Genomic DNA, 15,754 nt, shown 5'->3' with positions numbered 1-15,754 from the left:
ACACAATAAGAACAAAGTGTTCACCATTCAAAAGACGAAGTATGCTTCTCAATAATATTGCCTATCTTTTCAATCAGTTCTTTTTCGGCGTACCAGGAAGCAAACGCTCCTGCGATGTCTGCCGACTCTGTTTTAAGCCTTTCCGCCATATCCTCGGCAATCGAAAATACAAACCGGGGTTTCATGCCGATCCCCCTTGCAAATCTCTCCCAATGCCTTTTCCGTGTCCATTTGTAGCGGTTTTCCTTGCCGATCTTCATGGACATCTTCTGTGACAGTTCGGGATATACAAGCGTTGACATGAGATCGTAGAACGGGGCAAGATATATTTTCCCGTGTCTGAACAGGAGAGATATGTTCTTCGCATGTGCGTCAGCGTTTCCGATAAGGAAGTTAAAAATTACCCAACTGATAAAATTCTTCCTGTCCCTGATCGGCTGTGCGCTGAACTTTTCCAACAGGGAAAAACATTCCGCCAGACCCGGGCCTCCCTCGCTTTCGTATTTCTGATCCGGCAGATATCCCATGGCCTGGCAGAAATCCTCCTGGTGGATCCGTGAGATATTTCCCTCCGCATCTCTCGCCCTGTCATATCGTTCCACCACATAGGCAATGTTCTTCTCACCTTTCCAGATATGACTCCCGGGAACCGGAAGCCCCGCGGCTTTGGCAAGTTTCATGCAAAACGCCTCATTCTGCACAGTCCCCCCGAAATAGCGGTTGCGGGGTTTGATGATATGAGAACTCGGCATGTTCCCCGTGGGAAGAAAATATTCGCCGTCTTTTATGAAGACCGGCAGTTTGTCCTGGGCTCCCGCGAGGGAAAGCCGAAGCTCCTCCCGGTTAATCAGCAGGGGTCTGCCTGTGTCCGCCGCCATCATTGAATCAAGCTCATCCCGGGAAAGCCGAATGTAGCCGCCTTTTTTCTCCGGTACGAATCCCTCCGGCAGAACGGAAACAGCACCGGCACACTCTCCGCCGATCTTTTCAAGAAGCGCCATGTCGTTCTTCCCTGACACCCTGACGAACCTGGCAATGATCGTCCGAATATCGCCCTCCGGAAGCAGATTGGAGAAAAACGGACGGGCGATATCTTCCTCAAAAGGTAATTCTCCGAGCGGAAGCGACAGGGAGAGCGGATGTGCGTCCGAGGCTCCGAGATATTCCCGATGATACTGAAAAACAAGTCTTCTTTTTTTATCAGAGCGCAATTCGCCGACCGGCCTGTCGTTCAGGAACACCCGAAGTGTTTTCATAAATCTTCCCTGTGGGTAATTGTCACTGAAAATCCGTATGCCTCCAGCACATGCAGCACCTTGCCCACCTGAAGCGTGGGTTTTCCGTTCTCAAGTTCCGACATGAAACGGACACCCACATTACACAGACCAGCGGCTTCAACCTGTGTGAGTCCGTATTCCCTGCGTTTTTTTCTGATGATATACCCGATTTCTTTTATGTCATTCATAATATTACCGTTCGGGAAAATTTTTTTCATTCTGTAATGCTATCATATCATTTTTTACCGTTCGGGAATATTATATATCAGATCAGTTCGAAGTCAAGGATTTATTACCGAGCGGGAAAACAAACCCTGTAAGTGCGGCATATTTGTAGCAAGCAGGTTTGCAGCCCATATGCATCAGGCTAAGACTGCCGGACGGGGTTTGCAACCCCGTCCGAAACGTTTGTTTTCGGGGGTCGGAAAATATTTTGGACGGGGTTGCAAACCCATATGCATCAGGCTAAGAATGCGGGACGGCTGCCGGACGGGGTTTGCAACCCCGTCCGAAACGTTTGCGGGCGGCGATCCGGAAAATATTCCGGACGGGGTTGCAAACCCCGTCCGGCAAAATCAGAGTTAATAAAAACAGTAGGTTGTAATCTTAGCCTGATGCATATGGGTTGCAAACCCCGTCCGGCAGATCAGAAAAGTTTTCGGGCTGTCGCGGGACAGACACGGCGAACGGGGGAGAAACCCGGCTTTTTCCGGCGGGGGGAGCCTTCTGTCCGGGGAAAAAAAGCCGGGTTTCTCTGCTGCACCGCACACAGTCCGGAAACTTTTCGATCTACTGATTATAAATTAGGTACAAAACTTTTGCTGAGGTACTTACACTCGAAAATCCTTGCTTATCACTAATCCGTGCAGATGAACGAATCCGGTTCATAAAGCATCTGAAAAGACGGAGGCATTTCCTCATATGCCAATCTGAAAATCACATATCGGAACGCTGCTCCCTTTCCGTTACCCTGTCCCGGATTGATACAGACTGAATTTCCTATCTTCGTAAGGACTGAGCCTGACCGGCTCGGGGACTCATGGATATGTCCGTGAAGGGATGCGACAAGCTGACCGTTTTCAGACCAGGTTTCTATAAATTCTTTTATAGCGAGACTCCCCACATGCGTTCCGTCGTATATCACATCCAGGGGGGTCCGATATGGCGGACTATGCGAAACAAAGATGAACGGCTTCTCAATGGTTTCTGACAAGAGAGACAGTTCATTCTCAATGGTGTCATCTGAATTTAAGTCAAGGACAGTCTCCTTTAACATGCCGCCGACTGAGACACTTCCGTTTAAGGTGATAATATTTCCCGGTGCGTAAAGCTGGCCTGATGAATCCGGTTTTTCCCAATCTTTTCTCCAGAAGGGTGTCGGCGGAACATTCATATAGCCGAGAATATCCACGGTGTCCGTAAGCGGATGTTTCCGCATATGCAGCAAATGGAAGAGGTTTCCGTCATGGACTTCAAGCATTTTTCGATTGTCTTTGAAATCGTCATTCCCGAGGTCTAGGTAAATGGGAATATCTCTTTTCTCTTTAAACTGTTCAACAGCAGGGAGAAAAACATCCCGGAGATATATTTCCTGCGCCTGTAAGATGCCTGCTTTATGTGTATTGGGTAAATAATGAGGGATAATATCCCCTCCGATGATAACACAGTCAACTTTTGCTTTTTCCGCTATTGAAATCATGGAAAAAAGATGAGTGTCACTCGCGTGAATATCTGATGTGAAAAGTATTTTCATTTCATCCGCTCCCTGTAAGATAATTTTCCTCCATGACACCGTGGATCACAGAAAGGGATGCCATATCAGGCGGTTTGAAACCGAAGATCATCTCTAAAAAACCAATGACGATATGATAAGTGGCACCCCAGAGCAGTTCATTTTCGTTCTGATTTTTATATACAATACACGGAAAATCCTGAGTTTTTCGATGAAGCTTCCTTTCAATATAAGGCGTGAATTGCACCCGGTAACATGCATGGGAATCAGGGTTCAACAAATATCGCAGAGGAATATAAACCACTTTTTCAACTTCCCAGTTCACAGCAAAGCGTTTTTGCCGGGGAATCCACGCGGCCATAGGAAAAATAACCCGTCTGAACATCAGAAGCCGCCGCGGCGGAAGCGGTCCCATAAGCTGAACCCCAAAGGGGTTCAGGCGCATTTCCTCAAAGCACTCCCGGAGTCCCGTGGCAAAAAGAAGTTTCAGCATACGGGCCTCATCCGGATAGCGATCACGCCACTGAGACCAGCAGGGCCAGCGCATCAGCGGAAAACCCGGCAAAGTCAGAAGCGTTGAAAGACAGGCATCCAAACGGGGCGATACGCTTCCGCCGGGACAGCAAAGGTCTCCGGGCTGCCTGACTTTCCGGGATCGTTTGTTTAAGATCAGACAGGGTTCTGATGAAGTTTTATTTTCACCGCACTGCTGACCCAGCAAAAGCAGAACAGCGGACGGGCTGAACAAATTATCCTCAGTTGAAAAAAAGGGTTTAAGTTGATTTCTCTCCCACAGAACATGAAGCATATGTTCCGTCAGAATTTTTGGATCATTTAACAAATAAAAGTTTTCTGCTGGTGCATTCATTCCTGACGCCTGTGCCTTTTCAGTTCTTTCCATATCATAAATCTGCAAAAGCTCATCCATATCGTTCCCACGCTTTGGGTCACTGCTATTAAGTTAAGACTCATCCGGGGTGTCAAAAAGAGTTTCCGGCAAGGATGCGAAAAATAATTTTCGCACTCCGGAAGCTTAACTTAATGGCAGTGACCCAAAGCGTGGGAATGCAGCCGGGACGCTTCGCGTCCATGTTTTTCTCCGTATGACTTCCGGAGTACAAAACATCCTGGATGCATTGCAGTACGAGTACATGACCAAATTGATTCTGATGGGTAAAGACCTGCGAGGTTTCCAAAACCTCGCAAGTCTGATGCCCGATTGAAAGCGAAAGCAGGCTCCGAAGCTGTCTTCAGACTGCTTTCTTTTTCAGCCAGAGGATTGATGCCCTGGCTGCCCTGGCTGATCTCCGGCTTTATCTTATCTGCCTCAAAAAATAATCACTCAGTTCACGGAAGTCTTCCGGGCAGGTCCGCATCAGGGGATGACCACCTTTTTTCATCATAAAAATCCGGGTGTCAGCAATCTGTTCTGACATGGTGATGAGCTGGCCGGTCACATTTGGGAGATCATTGTCCAACAAACTTGCGGTGAGTAAGACCGGGCAAAGAATCTCTTTCAGGCGGCCATTCAGCTGTCCGTGCCCAAGTGATCAAGCAGGGCTGCTGCCTGGTCCGCGCCTTGTTTCCACCAATCCTCGGGCCAGGAACTCATTCGATCAGACCGACCCGTTCCCATAAAGTCAAAAGAAACCACATGATAATGTCTGCCAAAATATTCAAGCTCACTTTGAAGACAGGCCGAAGATGCTGTATTGCCTGGCAAAATCAATAATAACTGTCCGTTACCTTGTTCACGGTAAAACAAACGATGATTATTGTAAATAAAATATGGCATATTTTTTTATCCTTTAATGTGATTACAGAATTCAACCCGCTTGAAATATAATGTTTTTTTACATGATTACAAAAAATTATGCAAGAATATGGGAAATATTTGATAATCATTTGTATTTAAATAACAAAAACAACATTTAAGGTTGTTCTGAGAAAGGAATCCATATGAGGAACCAGGAAAAGGCAATATCCAAGTCCGGCTGACCGATACCTGCCTTTTTAAAAATATCGGGTCAATAAGTACCTGTGCAAAAGTTTTATATATATTTTTTTTCTGCGAACTGCGGAGAAACCCGGCTTTTTCCTTCACGGGCGGCGGGTCATTCCGGGAAAAAAGCCGGGTTTCTTCCCGGGGAAATATAAAAAACTTTTGCCCAGGTACTTATTTCCCAAAGAATTATAATATTTTTTATTTTTTTTCAATCTGTAACCTATTTGTAACTTTCTGTATGTTAAAAATCAGCCAGATCATTTCAATATACAATCAGATAAAGCTAAACCTGTCGTGAGGCAGGGGCGGAAAACTGCGGGTCTTTTTTAATGAGACAGCCGGGTTGCCTGAAAAATGCAGCCTGGCTTTTTTTATTTTATACTCGATGTTCAAGTTTTTTCTGTCATTCCTTTCGGCAGGCTCAGACGGGTCGTTGAACGAAATGACAGGCTTTTTGTCTGAATCGGATCAGAAAAACCTGATCATCGAATGATAAAAGCAATGTTTTTTATTCCGGACGCTGGGAGGATAAATCATGAATTTTATGAAAAGGACGAATCTGAAAATCCCAATATAATGCCTCCGGAGGAGGTAAGTACCTGATCAAAAGTTTTTTATACATATTTTTTTCTGTGAACGGCGGAGAAACCCGGCTTTTTCCTTTACGGGCGGCGGCTCATTCCGGGAAAAAAGCCGGGTTTCTTTCCCGTGCGAATATCGAAGACTTATGGTTAGGTACTTATATCCTCCGGAGGTTTTCCTATGCTGATACTTTCCTGACAAAGCCCGCCTGTCGTGAGGCAGATATGTAAAGCCAACGAGTCTCAGTGAGACGGACAGGTTGCCTGAGAGAACCATGTTGTTTTTTTATTTTCAGTCTTGGGCGGAGAAGAGGCAGGCTGAGGAAAATGACCTTATATGACGCGGATAAAATTGATTCTGTTTTTGTGATGAGTATAAAATTGTATTTAATTTTAATTTGGTTAAAAAAATAGTGAACAAAAACAAAAGCAGTTTTGAAAAAAGTTCTGAAGGCATTTTCATCACCCTGGTAAGGAGGCAGTATCATGAAAAAAAATACATTATTTGCGGCTGTGCTTTTGAGCCTTTTTGTGGTGACGGAAATTGCCATGGCAAACAGTGCGGAACTCCTTTTGGCAGATAACATAGGCTCAGGGTGGACAGAAATGAACATGAACGGCCCGCCCGATGACTACGACTATAATCTTACTGTCAAATACGTTGCGTATGCTCCTGACAACAAATTGGGAATCATGGTGAGCAGAGTACAACGATCAATATATTATGATTCGAATGGGGTTGGTGAGCAAAATACAGGCGTAGGAGGCATTTTCTACACTTCATGTCTGGGGAGGGGATTTGATTCGGATTGCCCTGCGACTGATGATATTGGCCTTTTTAAATTCTGTGAGAATGAAAGCAGCTCCCGAGAACCCGGATCTGTGTGGCTTCTCGGCTTTGCCCTGATTGCGCTTGCGGGAATCCGAAAAAAGTTAAGCAAATAAGAAATTGAAAACCAACAGATAGAAAAGGCAGGATCAGAAATGGTTCTGCCTTTTCTATGTTTTTTGATTTACAAAAGAAAAAATACATTTGATTTTTAAATACATTTGAGATATAATATATTTTTACAATAAAAATATATTTTCAGCAGATCGAAAAGTTTTCGGGCTGTCACAGGGCGGACGGGGGAGAAACCCGGCTGTTTCCGGCGGGGGAGATCGCTCCCGTCCCGGAAAAAAAGCCGGGTTTCTTTGCCGCACCGCGCACAGCCCGGAAATTTTTCTGAGTAAATCATCGAACCGAAACTGTTCAGAAGCAAATCAGGAATTTTCAGGCTCAAAATCAGGAATTTCCTGATTAAAATTTCGCATAATGTGTGATAGTCATTAAGCTCAGTAAAAAAAATACATTTCCATGATATGACTCAGTAGATCGAAAAGTTTCCGGACTGTGTGCGGCATGGCAGAGAAATCCGGCTTTTTTTCCCGGACAGAAGGCTCCCCCCGCCGGAAAAACCCGGGTTTCTCCGGCATCCGCCGTGTCTGTCCCGCGACAGCCCGAAAACTTTTCGATCTGCTGACAATGGCAAATGGGCGGGCATCTCCTCTGCGCCCGTGCCGTCGTTATTAAACCGGAGATAATGAGAAAAGAACAGGAACCAGCCTTTTTAACTAAGATCACCCGGCCCGCGCTTTCGGGAATTTTTCCCAGGAATCGCCTGTTTGAGTTGTTGGATCGTGTGCGGGGCCGTCCGATCATCTGGGTGACAGGCCCTCCCGGATGTGGAAAAACCACCCTGGTCAGCAGCTACATTGAAGCGAACGATATCCCTTGTCTGTGGTATCAGATGGACAAAAATGACGCGGACGCGAAAACTTTTTTTTATTTTATGAGGCTGGCTGCGAAAAAAACCGAAACCCGAAATTCCTCGCGCTTATCTGTTCTTAGTTCAGAATATCTTAAAGAAGTTTCAACGGTTACATTATGGTACTTTGAAAGCCTTTATAACTGGCTAAAAATTCCAAGTGTCATTGTGTTTGACGACTATCATGAGATACCTGGCGAATCCTCATTCCATGAGGTGATCCGCAATGGATTATCTAAAATTCCCGAAGGCATAAATGTCATTATGATCAGTCGGAACAATCCTCCGCCTGCCTTAATTCGCACATGTATTCATCAGCAGATGGAGATTCTTGGATACAATGAACTCCGTCTGACATTGGAGGAAGTGGATGAAATTGTCCGGCTGCGGACGCATGAGACACTGTTAAAGGAAACAGTTCTTCGGCTGCACAGCATGACTGACGGATGGGCGGCCGGACTGGTGGTTATGTTGTTAAAAGCTAAAACAGAGGGGGTCGAACATCTGTTGCGGAACAGACATATACCAGAGGAGATATTTGACTATTTTTTATGTGAAATTTTTGATAAAACAGATGAGGACACACGGAATTTTCTTCTCAAAACGGCTTTTTTGCCCAAAATGAATGAAGAAATTGTTGAAAAGCTTACAGGCTGTCGCGATACATCCCGCATCCTGTCCGGATTGAATCGTAATAACCAATTCACAGAAAAATTTTTTTATAGCGAACCTGTGTATCAGTATCACCCTTTGTTCAGAAGTTTTCTGATGCAACGGGCAAAGGAAACTTTTCCCAAAGAAACCCTGGCAGTTATTTGCCGCGATACAGCCATGCTTCTTGATGAAGCTGCCCAGGCAAGGGCTGCTGCCGAACTTCTGCATGATGTGGCGGATTGGAACACGCTGACTCAGTTAATCACAAAGCATGCGCCGCTTGCCCTGGCACAGGGGAAGCATCATCTTTTGGAAGAGTCTTTGAACAAACTTCCGAGAGATATTATAGAAAATACAACGTGGCTTCTGTATTGGACGGGCGCGTGCCATTTGCCGCGGAGACCTTCCCATGCCCGGAACTATTTTGAAAAAGCATTTGAAAAATTTAAGGAACAGGAAGACCTTTCCGGGGCATTTCTGGCATGGTCAGGTATTGTTGACGCTATAGAATATGATTTTGAGGGATTTGAAAAATTTGATAAGTGGATTCATGCGGCCGAAGAACTTACAAATAAATATGGGGCATTCCCGTCCGAAGACATCAGATCCCGGGTGGTCATCCGGATGTTCACAGCATTGGTTCTGAGACAGCCGGAGCATTCCGAGATCAGAACGTGGGCGAAACTGGCGATTTCTCTTACGGAAAATCTCGAAGATATGAATGCCAAAATACATACGTTATTTTACCTTGCGCTTTACAGAATGTATAGCGGTGATTTTGAAAAAGCAAACCTCATGATTAACGCATTACGTCACCTGGCCTGGTCAGGAGAAAAATGTTCGCCATTAAGCCGGATAAAAGCCGGATATGCCGAAGCTTGGTATTGTTATTTTACGGGGACGCATGAAAACTGTCTGAAGGTGGTATCTGATTGTTTGGAATTATCCCGGGCATCCGGTATTCATACAATGGACTGCAAACTGATCAGCATGTCCGCATCCAGCGCTCTGAATGCAAATGATTATAAGACAGCCGAAGACATGTTGGAAAAAATGGCTTCCTCTTCAAATTTTCATAAGCCATGGGAGCTTTCCCAGTACCATTGGCTCAAATCCCAGGAATCGTTGCTCCGCCGGGATATCAGCCAGGCTTCTCTTCACGCGGATCTGGCACTGAAATCGGGCGATGATGTGGGATTTCCTTTTTTGATGGGGTTGTATCATCTGACAAAAGCATACATTATACACGAACTTGGGAAAAATGAGGACGCGGCAGGCCATCTCGCTCATGCTTCCGATATTGCATCCCGAATGAAAAGTAAAATTCTTAAATTTTATATTTCCTGGGCTGAGGCATTGTTTTCTCTGGATCAGGGAGACGAGGCATCGGGTCTGAAGTCACTCCGAAAAGCAATGAGTATTGGTAAAAGGCACGGATATGTAAATATTTTAATGGACCAGCCGAGCGTGACAGCAAAGCTCTGCGCCAAAGCGCTTGACGCTGAAATTGAGGTGGATTATGTGCGGGAGCTGATCCGGAAGCACAACCTGGCTCCTGACAAAACTCCCTTGCATGTGGATAACTGGCCCTGGCGTCTGAAAATTTTTGCATTAGGGCGGTTTTCAGTGGTCAGAGACGGAAAGGCTGTCCGATTTTCCGGAAAAGCCCAGCAAAAGCCGCTGTCAATGCTCAAAGCCTTGCTGGCCTTCGGGGGCAGAGAGGTGAGAGAGGATCAGATAGCTGATGCTCTGTGGCCGGATGCTGACGGGGATATGGCGCACCGATCTTTTGCAACCACTCTGCACCGGCTTCGCAAATTACTTGGCGACCACAGGGCTGTCAAACTTAGGGACGGACGCCTGACATTGGATCAGAGATATTGCTGGGTGGATGTATGGGCGTTTCAGCGCACTTTCGGACAGGCGGATGCCGCGTGGAGAAAAGGGACAGCCAGAGCTGACAACAAGGAAGTCATCAGATTGGCTCAGAAAGCCATTGAGATATACAAGGGCCCTTTTTTGGCTGAAGAAAATTCGGAATACTGGACGTTTCCCCTTCGGGAGCTTCTTCGGAGCAAATTTCTGCGAGGCGTCAGCAAACTGGGGCAGTACTGGGAAAAGGACGGGCAATGGGGAAAAGCTGCGGAATGTTATCAGCGGGGTCTGGAGGTGGACAATATTGCCGAGGATTTCTACCGACGCCTTATGATTTGCTATTACCGTCTTGGTCTCCGGGCCGAAGCCCTGACCGTTTATGAGCGTTGCAAGAAAATGCTTTCCATGACGCTCGGAATTTCTCCTTCCTCTGATACCGAAGCCATATGTAAATCCCTCCTTTGTGAAAAAAATTCTTAATTTATCCTGACAAATAAGCATCATAGGACCGAAATCGGAACAATTCGGGTATAATTGTCTGCGGTTGGCTGTTGCAGGACAGACTGCTTTGCCCGAATTTTTTTCCATGCACACCTGTTTTCAAAAATATCCGCTCTGATTTTTGTTATTTTTTCAAATCTGTAACCTATCTGTAACTTCAAATCTGTTACTCGATAATCAGGTTTTCTGATCTGATCTGATGCGATCCGGCCGGACAGTCTGTCATTCTGTTCGGCGTGAGTTCCGTCGGACGGGCTTTTTGTCCGAATCCGGTCAACAACCTGATGATCGAGTTTAAAAGGGGCATATTCATTGCTTGGGGGAGTAATTTTTCCGGAGTGCGAAAAATGTTTTTTCGCAAGCGCAAAAATAAAATTTTTGCACTCCGGATCTTAGCCATGTAGATCTGATTGGGGACGAGCCTGATTCGCAGGCGCAAAAATAAAATTTTTGCACTCCGGATCCGTTCGGAATTGCCTAAGTCAACAGCATTGGAGATTCCTCCCGCGGATAAAATTTGCTCCGCCGGCTTGTGAATGCGCCTGTTTAAAAAAAAATAAACGCTCATAAAAAACCCGGGTTTTCAAAATGCAGGTAGTGTTCCAAAACTGGAGCTAAAATTTTTAACCATTTGAATCAATTTAGGAAATATCGGCTCAGGTCCAGTTTTGGAACACCACCAAAGCTTGCTTATCAACAGAAATGATGAAAAAGGTGAATTATGAAACCTGAACGAAGAAACCAGCCTCGTTTTCTGACATCGGACAATGCCTTTATTGCTATGGGAATCCGTATGCCGAAAATTGGGAAAATTAAAGACATAAGTCTGAATGGTCTGGCTTTTGAGTATCTCGTTAATTGTCCGACGGATAAAGCGGACAGGGAAGACTCACACGAAAAATTCTCCCAGGCAAACCTCTTTCTTGTCGGAGGTGAATTTTCCCTGACTGATATTCCATGTATAATGGTGTATGATATCATAAAATACATATTCACCCAGTCTCTCATCGTCAAAAAGCAATGTGGCGTTCGTTTTGGAGAGCTTGGGGAGGATCAGGCAAAGGAACTGGGGCTTTTTCTGGCATACCACACCACAGGTTCTGAGGTCTGAACACTGGTCGCCATAAATTATGCGGCGGTTTGGTTTGAAGAGAAGCAGGCCATTTTTTTGACGCTGCATAACAGCGGGGAAAATTCAGATTGGCAAATTTGAATTAGGATCATAAACATATATAACTATCATAAAAGTTTCCGCAGGCATATTGGATATGGCAGTGTTATGATCTGATTATAAAAGATTTATCCGATGAACTATCTGATATTAAATATGATTAAGTTATACGGGTATAACTTTTTATTGAAAGGAAATGTGTCGGTAAATTTTACATAAAAAATATAACCTGTTAAAATTAAAAAAATTACGAATTCAATAACAGGAGGCAGGGAAAAACGCTGTTATGAATATAATATTCTGAAATTAAAGTGTATAAATAATTTATAGCTGTTTTTTTCTGCTTCTTTAGCAATAGCCTGATAAAAAACTGTAAAGTTTTCCGACGCAAGTTTGGCTGCTTTTTCAGTCTCTATTTACTCTTAAAAAAAGAATTATTTTTAATTTCAAATTATTAAAGAATATATTGAGTTTTTGGAACCGAAAAAAGGTGTCGGTAAATTTTACAGATCCTTTGTCTGGATATCTTATCGTTTAATTAACTATTTTTATAACAGTAGCTTAGATATATTGGCATCGTACTTGCATATTAGATTAGGTATTGTGCTTATTTCTATAATTTAAAGAATGGTTGTTGGGGAAAACAGCCAATAATTATCGGATAACCAGAAAAAAGTTTGGCTAATTGAAAAAAAATTGAACAATGCGTATAATTTTTTTTATTTTTTAAATCTGTAATCTGTCTGTAACTTTTTTCTGTTATAAAAGCAGATAATTTTTAATCAGGTGATTAAGTTAAGGATTGCCCGGACAGAAAAACCTGATCATCGGGTATCGGCAGCTCGAAAAGTTTCCGGTTTTTCATCTCCGATTATGAAAATAAGTACCAGAGCAAAAGTTTTTTATATTTGCCCGGGAAGAAACCCGGCTTTTTTCCCGGAATGATCCGCCGCCCGTGAAGGAAAAAGCCGGGTTTCTCCGCAGTTCTCAGAAAAAAGATATATAAAAACTTTTGCATAGGTACTTATTTTCAGAGAAAAACCCGGGTTTTCAAAATGTATTTTCACGGTAAAAAAAATGATTTGATATGATAAGTCATTTTGGTTTCACGACAAAACCAAGCCTGTCGTGATTCCAGGAAAGAAGACATCATGGCTTGCCTGAAACGGAAAAGTAAGAATGAAAATTACGCTGTCAGAAAAGAGCCAAACCCGTCGTGAGGCGGGGACGGAAAGCCGCGGGTCTCAGTGAGACAGCCGGGCCGCCTAAGACAAAGAAAGGAGGTGGGGAAAAATAACCAGACAAAGCCAAACCCATTGCGAAGTGGGGACGGAAAGCCACGGGTCTTGAATGAGAGACAGCCGGGTTACCTAAAATGAAAATGAAAAGTTGAAAATGGAATGAAAAGGCGTTTGGTTTTTGATTTTTAGTCTTAGGTAAAAAAAAGGAGAAACATATCATGAAAAAAATTATAACATTATTTGTATTTTCTGTTTTGGGTATTTTTCTGCTGACCGGGAGTGTGATGGCAGCAACGTGGACAGAGATTGAGGACCCGGGATATTTTACAATGGCTCCTGGTGCGGACAAAGTGCAATTCAAGCTCATACTGGAAGATGCCGCTTTTGCCGATGAGAACAGCTTTGGCTATTACTATAAAGGGCAGGAGCAGGATGCTGTTCAGCTGTTCAGCGGGCCGGATTATCCGCCAGATGTGGAATGGGAGCCTATGTCAGATGATGCTTTTGGCTTTTATATTTCAACACCCGAAAATGGCGGAATGACATACTACAGTGACCAATCTATGAACGGCGACGGATACGACCATTTCAAAATTTTCCAAAATGAGAACAATGAATATAAATTCAGGCTGAACATAGAAGACCTGACTCAGCCGGGTTGGGATACGGATCATAATGATATGGTGATCATTGCTAAAAACGTGGCCCCTGTTCCCATTCCCGGGGCAGTCTGGCTGCTTGGTTCCGGCTTGGTCAGTCTTGCAGGAATCAGGAGAAAGTTTTTGAAGTAAGCCGTTCAGAGGCAGGGTCAGATAATGGCTTTGTCTTTATAAAGTCAGATTCACCGTAAGGTGAAGACGGAAAGCCATGAGTCTCAAAAAAAACGGGCTGCCTGAAAAAAAGCGGCCTGTTTTTTTATGGTTATGTCGGAAATAAAGATGACAATATATTAGGAAAAAATGTCAGCATGGCAGAGATTGTCGGATATAATGTGGTACAAAGCGACCAGGAAGGTGCCCGGGTCTTTGGAACTCTTTTCCGGGCATTTATCGGCAATGTGCCGTCTGCTATACGGATTTCTGGGCATTTACATTCAAGGCCACGGCAATTGTCCCTTCTGTCTGCCCGACAGTCTCAAAAGCTTCGTCAATCAACGCAAAAATGGCTCCGCCATGGGCACGGCTATAAATGTTATCCATTTTTTCAGGATGATAAGTCATTTCCACAACAGAACGGCCATCTTCCAAGTCAATCAGTTCCATATTCAATGCCCGCGCAAAAGGTTCCTTTTCCACTGCCCGATAAATCGCCTCTCTCACTGCCAGGTCCACTCCATCTGTTTCCTTTTCATTTTGTCGTGCCTTCTATTATATTATCCACAATCAGACCGTAAAAATGTTCTCCGCTTTTTGACAAATACTGCCATCCTAAATGCGTATGACATCTTGAACAGAAAGAAAAACGCCAACTGAAACCTGCAAACCATGTAAATTCCGCGGTGGGAAGTCCTCCGTTAACACACCCATGTGCTGAGGAAAAACATGCGATTTCAAAGACAATACCATGAGGATTGCTGAATGTGTGCCTGTGCATGCCGTTAATTACCATGATATTTTCGGCCGAAGTCACCGGGTTCTTGCAATTTTTGCAAAGAATCCGATTTTTTTTTTCTTTTTCTTCCTCATCTCCCATGACTGAAATTTTTTGCAACTCGTCAATTTGTCCGTCAGTTGACTTCTGAAAGGCCCATAACGTATGGGGTTGAATATCATCGGATTCTGTCTGGTGAATTATAAACATTATTCCCCCCTTTCTCCAACTGTCAGAAAAGCAATAAGCTGAACAGCACTGTTTGTCAAGATAATGACTGACGTGCTGATCGGATTTTGGTTTTTACAGGCAGGATTTGTTACCGAATATTTTGTTTTGCAAAATTTTCAACAGCCTCAACATTGGAGCGGTCTATAATTCCGACCCCGGTGTTGATATCCGGCGGGCTCATCTTGAAGCGGGCTGCCAGTATCAGCAAATTTACGGACAAATAGCCCTGCATATAAGGCTGCTGGTCAATCGTAAAATCCGCCACGCCTTGTTTGATAAAATTCAAAGTATCCGAAGAGATATCAAAGCTGCACAAATAAAGATCAAGCTTTTTCTTTTTGATTAGTTTTCCGATAAAATGCAAAGAGGAAGGGCCCAGACAAAAAACAGCGCTGACCTCGCTATGTTTTTTAAGATATTCAAGCGTATCTTTTAAAAGTCTCCGGGGATCAGTGTTTGTATCCAGTTTATCCACAATAATTTCCTTTGATGAAAGGATATCACAGATTCCTTTAAATCGTGCCTCCAGTCCCATATGGCCTGTCTGATGGTTTATAACCACAACTCGTTTGTTAATCTTACCTGAAAGAAACGCATGTTGGCCTGCAACTTTGCCGGCCAGATATTCCTCCATGCCGATATAAGCAAGATAAGGATTTTTTACACGGTCATTGTCATCAGGGCGGACATTAAATGCAATAACGGGAATGCCTTTGTTACGGGCTGATTTCAGAGCATCTGAAAACTTGTCTGCATCAGGAATGGTTACGGCAATACCGGCAGGTCTGGTCCTGATTGCTGAGTTAAGCAGTTCTGCCTCCTGTGCAATGTCATTGGGTGTTTCCGGTGCCAGGATCGTCAGCGTCGCTCCTGTTTCATTAGCTGCTGCTCTGGCTCCTTTAAATTCGACCTTCCAGAAGGGATCACCTGCTCCGGCGTGAGAAATAATATAAATGCTTTCACTTGCCATGGCAGGATATCCCATGAGGCTCAATGTCAGCGCCAAAAACAACACCATGAAAATATTTTTTAATTCCATTTTTCCCCTCTGTTAGGGATTTTCCAAAAAATAAAATACCCAGAAATGT

The 15,754-nt window shown here is 44.1% G+C and carries 13 protein-coding genes and 4 riboswitches; of the genes, 4 read left to right on the top strand and 9 right to left on the bottom strand.

What is annotated here, in order from left to right; genetic code table 11:
• Nucleotides 1-20: 20 nt before the first annotated feature.
• The 6 genes from dnm_RS01255 to dnm_RS01230 form a co-directional block, all read right to left on the bottom strand.
• The gene (locus tag dnm_RS01255) at nt 21-1,256 is read right to left on the bottom strand and encodes a type II toxin-antitoxin system HipA family toxin (protein WP_207680911.1); all 1,236 of its coding nucleotides are present in this window, start codon (nt 1,254-1,256) and stop codon (nt 21-23) included.
• Complete coding sequence (locus dnm_RS01250; RefSeq protein WP_219739698.1) at nt 1,253-1,495, bottom strand: helix-turn-helix transcriptional regulator; 243 nt, start codon at nt 1,493-1,495, stop codon at nt 1,253-1,255. The genes dnm_RS01255 and dnm_RS01250 overlap by 4 nt, the downstream gene beginning before the upstream one ends.
• 638 nt (nt 1,496-2,133) lie before the next feature.
• The gene (locus dnm_RS01245) at nt 2,134-3,030 is read right to left on the bottom strand and encodes a metallophosphoesterase family protein (protein ID WP_207680910.1); all 897 of its coding nucleotides are present in this window, start codon (nt 3,028-3,030) and stop codon (nt 2,134-2,136) included.
• 1 nt (nt 3,031) lies between these two features.
• Nucleotides 3,032-3,757: an NUDIX hydrolase gene (locus tag dnm_RS01240; RefSeq protein ID WP_207680909.1), complete on the bottom strand. Its 726-nt coding sequence runs from the start codon at nt 3,755-3,757 to the stop codon at nt 3,032-3,034.
• Between the two features lie 565 nt (nt 3,758-4,322).
• On the bottom strand, nt 4,323-4,487 hold the full coding sequence (locus tag dnm_RS01235; RefSeq protein ID WP_207680908.1) for a hypothetical protein: 165 nt from the start codon (nt 4,485-4,487) through the stop codon (nt 4,323-4,325).
• A 50-nt stretch (nt 4,488-4,537) separates the two neighbouring features.
• Entirely contained in the window at nt 4,538-4,804 is a 267-nt protein-coding gene (locus tag dnm_RS01230; RefSeq protein ID WP_207680907.1) for an alpha/beta fold hydrolase, read from the bottom strand.
• Between the two features lie 482 nt (nt 4,805-5,286).
• Nucleotides 5,287-5,365: riboswitch (cyclic di-GMP riboswitch) on the top strand.
• Between the two features lie 716 nt (nt 5,366-6,081).
• Here dnm_RS01230 and dnm_RS01225 point away from each other — a divergent pair.
• The 4 genes from dnm_RS01225 (at nt 6,082) to dnm_RS01210 (ending at nt 13,636) form a co-directional block, all read left to right on the top strand.
• Entirely contained in the window at nt 6,082-6,540 is a 459-nt protein-coding gene (locus tag dnm_RS01225; protein WP_207680906.1) for a hypothetical protein, read from the top strand.
• A gap of 638 nt (nt 6,541-7,178) precedes the next feature.
• The gene (locus dnm_RS01220) at nt 7,179-10,412 is read left to right on the top strand and encodes an AfsR/SARP family transcriptional regulator (RefSeq protein ID WP_207680905.1); all 3,234 of its coding nucleotides are present in this window, start codon (nt 7,179-7,181) and stop codon (nt 10,410-10,412) included.
• 742 nt (nt 10,413-11,154) lie between these two features.
• Entirely contained in the window at nt 11,155-11,544 is a 390-nt protein-coding gene (locus dnm_RS01215; protein WP_207680904.1) for a hypothetical protein, read from the top strand.
• Between the two features lie 1,254 nt (nt 11,545-12,798).
• A riboswitch (cyclic di-GMP riboswitch) is annotated at nt 12,799-12,873 on the top strand.
• Between the two features lie 27 nt (nt 12,874-12,900).
• Nucleotides 12,901-12,978, top strand: a riboswitch (cyclic di-GMP riboswitch).
• 85 nt (nt 12,979-13,063) lie between these two features.
• Nucleotides 13,064-13,636: a VPLPA-CTERM sorting domain-containing protein gene (locus dnm_RS01210; protein ID WP_207680903.1), complete on the top strand. Its 573-nt coding sequence runs from the start codon at nt 13,064-13,066 to the stop codon at nt 13,634-13,636.
• A 33-nt stretch (nt 13,637-13,669) separates the two neighbouring features.
• Nucleotides 13,670-13,741: riboswitch (cyclic di-GMP riboswitch) on the top strand.
• A 171-nt stretch (nt 13,742-13,912) separates the two neighbouring features.
• Here dnm_RS01210 and dnm_RS01205 read toward each other — a convergent pair.
• From dnm_RS01205 to dnm_RS01195, 3 genes are all read right to left on the bottom strand, one after another.
• The gene (locus tag dnm_RS01205) at nt 13,913-14,176 is read right to left on the bottom strand and encodes a PaaI family thioesterase (RefSeq protein ID WP_207680902.1); all 264 of its coding nucleotides are present in this window, start codon (nt 14,174-14,176) and stop codon (nt 13,913-13,915) included.
• A 16-nt stretch (nt 14,177-14,192) separates the two neighbouring features.
• On the bottom strand, nt 14,193-14,645 hold the full coding sequence (locus dnm_RS01200; protein ID WP_207680901.1) for a cereblon family protein: 453 nt from the start codon (nt 14,643-14,645) through the stop codon (nt 14,193-14,195).
• Nucleotides 14,646-14,754: 109 nt separating this feature from the next.
• Complete coding sequence (locus tag dnm_RS01195; RefSeq protein ID WP_207680900.1) at nt 14,755-15,705, bottom strand: substrate-binding domain-containing protein; 951 nt, start codon at nt 15,703-15,705, stop codon at nt 14,755-14,757.
• Nucleotides 15,706-15,754 lie beyond the last annotated feature (49 nt).

The sequence above is a fragment of the Desulfonema magnum genome (assembly GCF_017377395.1).
GTDB classification, from domain to species: Bacteria; Desulfobacterota; Desulfobacteria; order Desulfobacterales; family 4be13; genus Desulfonema_C; species Desulfonema_C magnum.
Note: the sequence above shows the minus strand (reverse complement) of the source record. Positions and strands in the feature narration are given on the sequence as shown.

Coding starts and splice junctions, on each gene's coding strand:
- dnm_RS01255 (WP_207680911.1), bottom strand. CDS start 1,256: ATGAAAACACTTCGGGTGTTCCTGAACGACAGGCCGGTCGGCGAATTG.
- dnm_RS01250 (WP_219739698.1), bottom strand. CDS start 1,495: ATGAAAAAAATTTTCCCGAACGGTAATATTATGAATGACATAAAAGAA.
- dnm_RS01245 (WP_207680910.1), bottom strand. CDS start 3,030: ATGAAAATACTTTTCACATCAGATATTCACGCGAGTGACACTCATCTT.
- dnm_RS01230 (WP_207680907.1), bottom strand. CDS start 4,804: ATGCCATATTTTATTTACAATAATCATCGTTTGTTTTACCGTGAACAA.
- dnm_RS01225 (WP_207680906.1), top strand. CDS start 6,082: ATGAAAAAAAATACATTATTTGCGGCTGTGCTTTTGAGCCTTTTTGTG.
- dnm_RS01220 (WP_207680905.1), top strand. CDS start 7,179: ATGAGAAAAGAACAGGAACCAGCCTTTTTAACTAAGATCACCCGGCCC.
- dnm_RS01215 (WP_207680904.1), top strand. CDS start 11,155: ATGAAACCTGAACGAAGAAACCAGCCTCGTTTTCTGACATCGGACAAT.
- dnm_RS01210 (WP_207680903.1), top strand. CDS start 13,064: ATGAAAAAAATTATAACATTATTTGTATTTTCTGTTTTGGGTATTTTT.
- dnm_RS01200 (WP_207680901.1), bottom strand. CDS start 14,645: ATGTTTATAATTCACCAGACAGAATCCGATGATATTCAACCCCATACG.
- dnm_RS01195 (WP_207680900.1), bottom strand. CDS start 15,705: ATGGAATTAAAAAATATTTTCATGGTGTTGTTTTTGGCGCTGACATTG.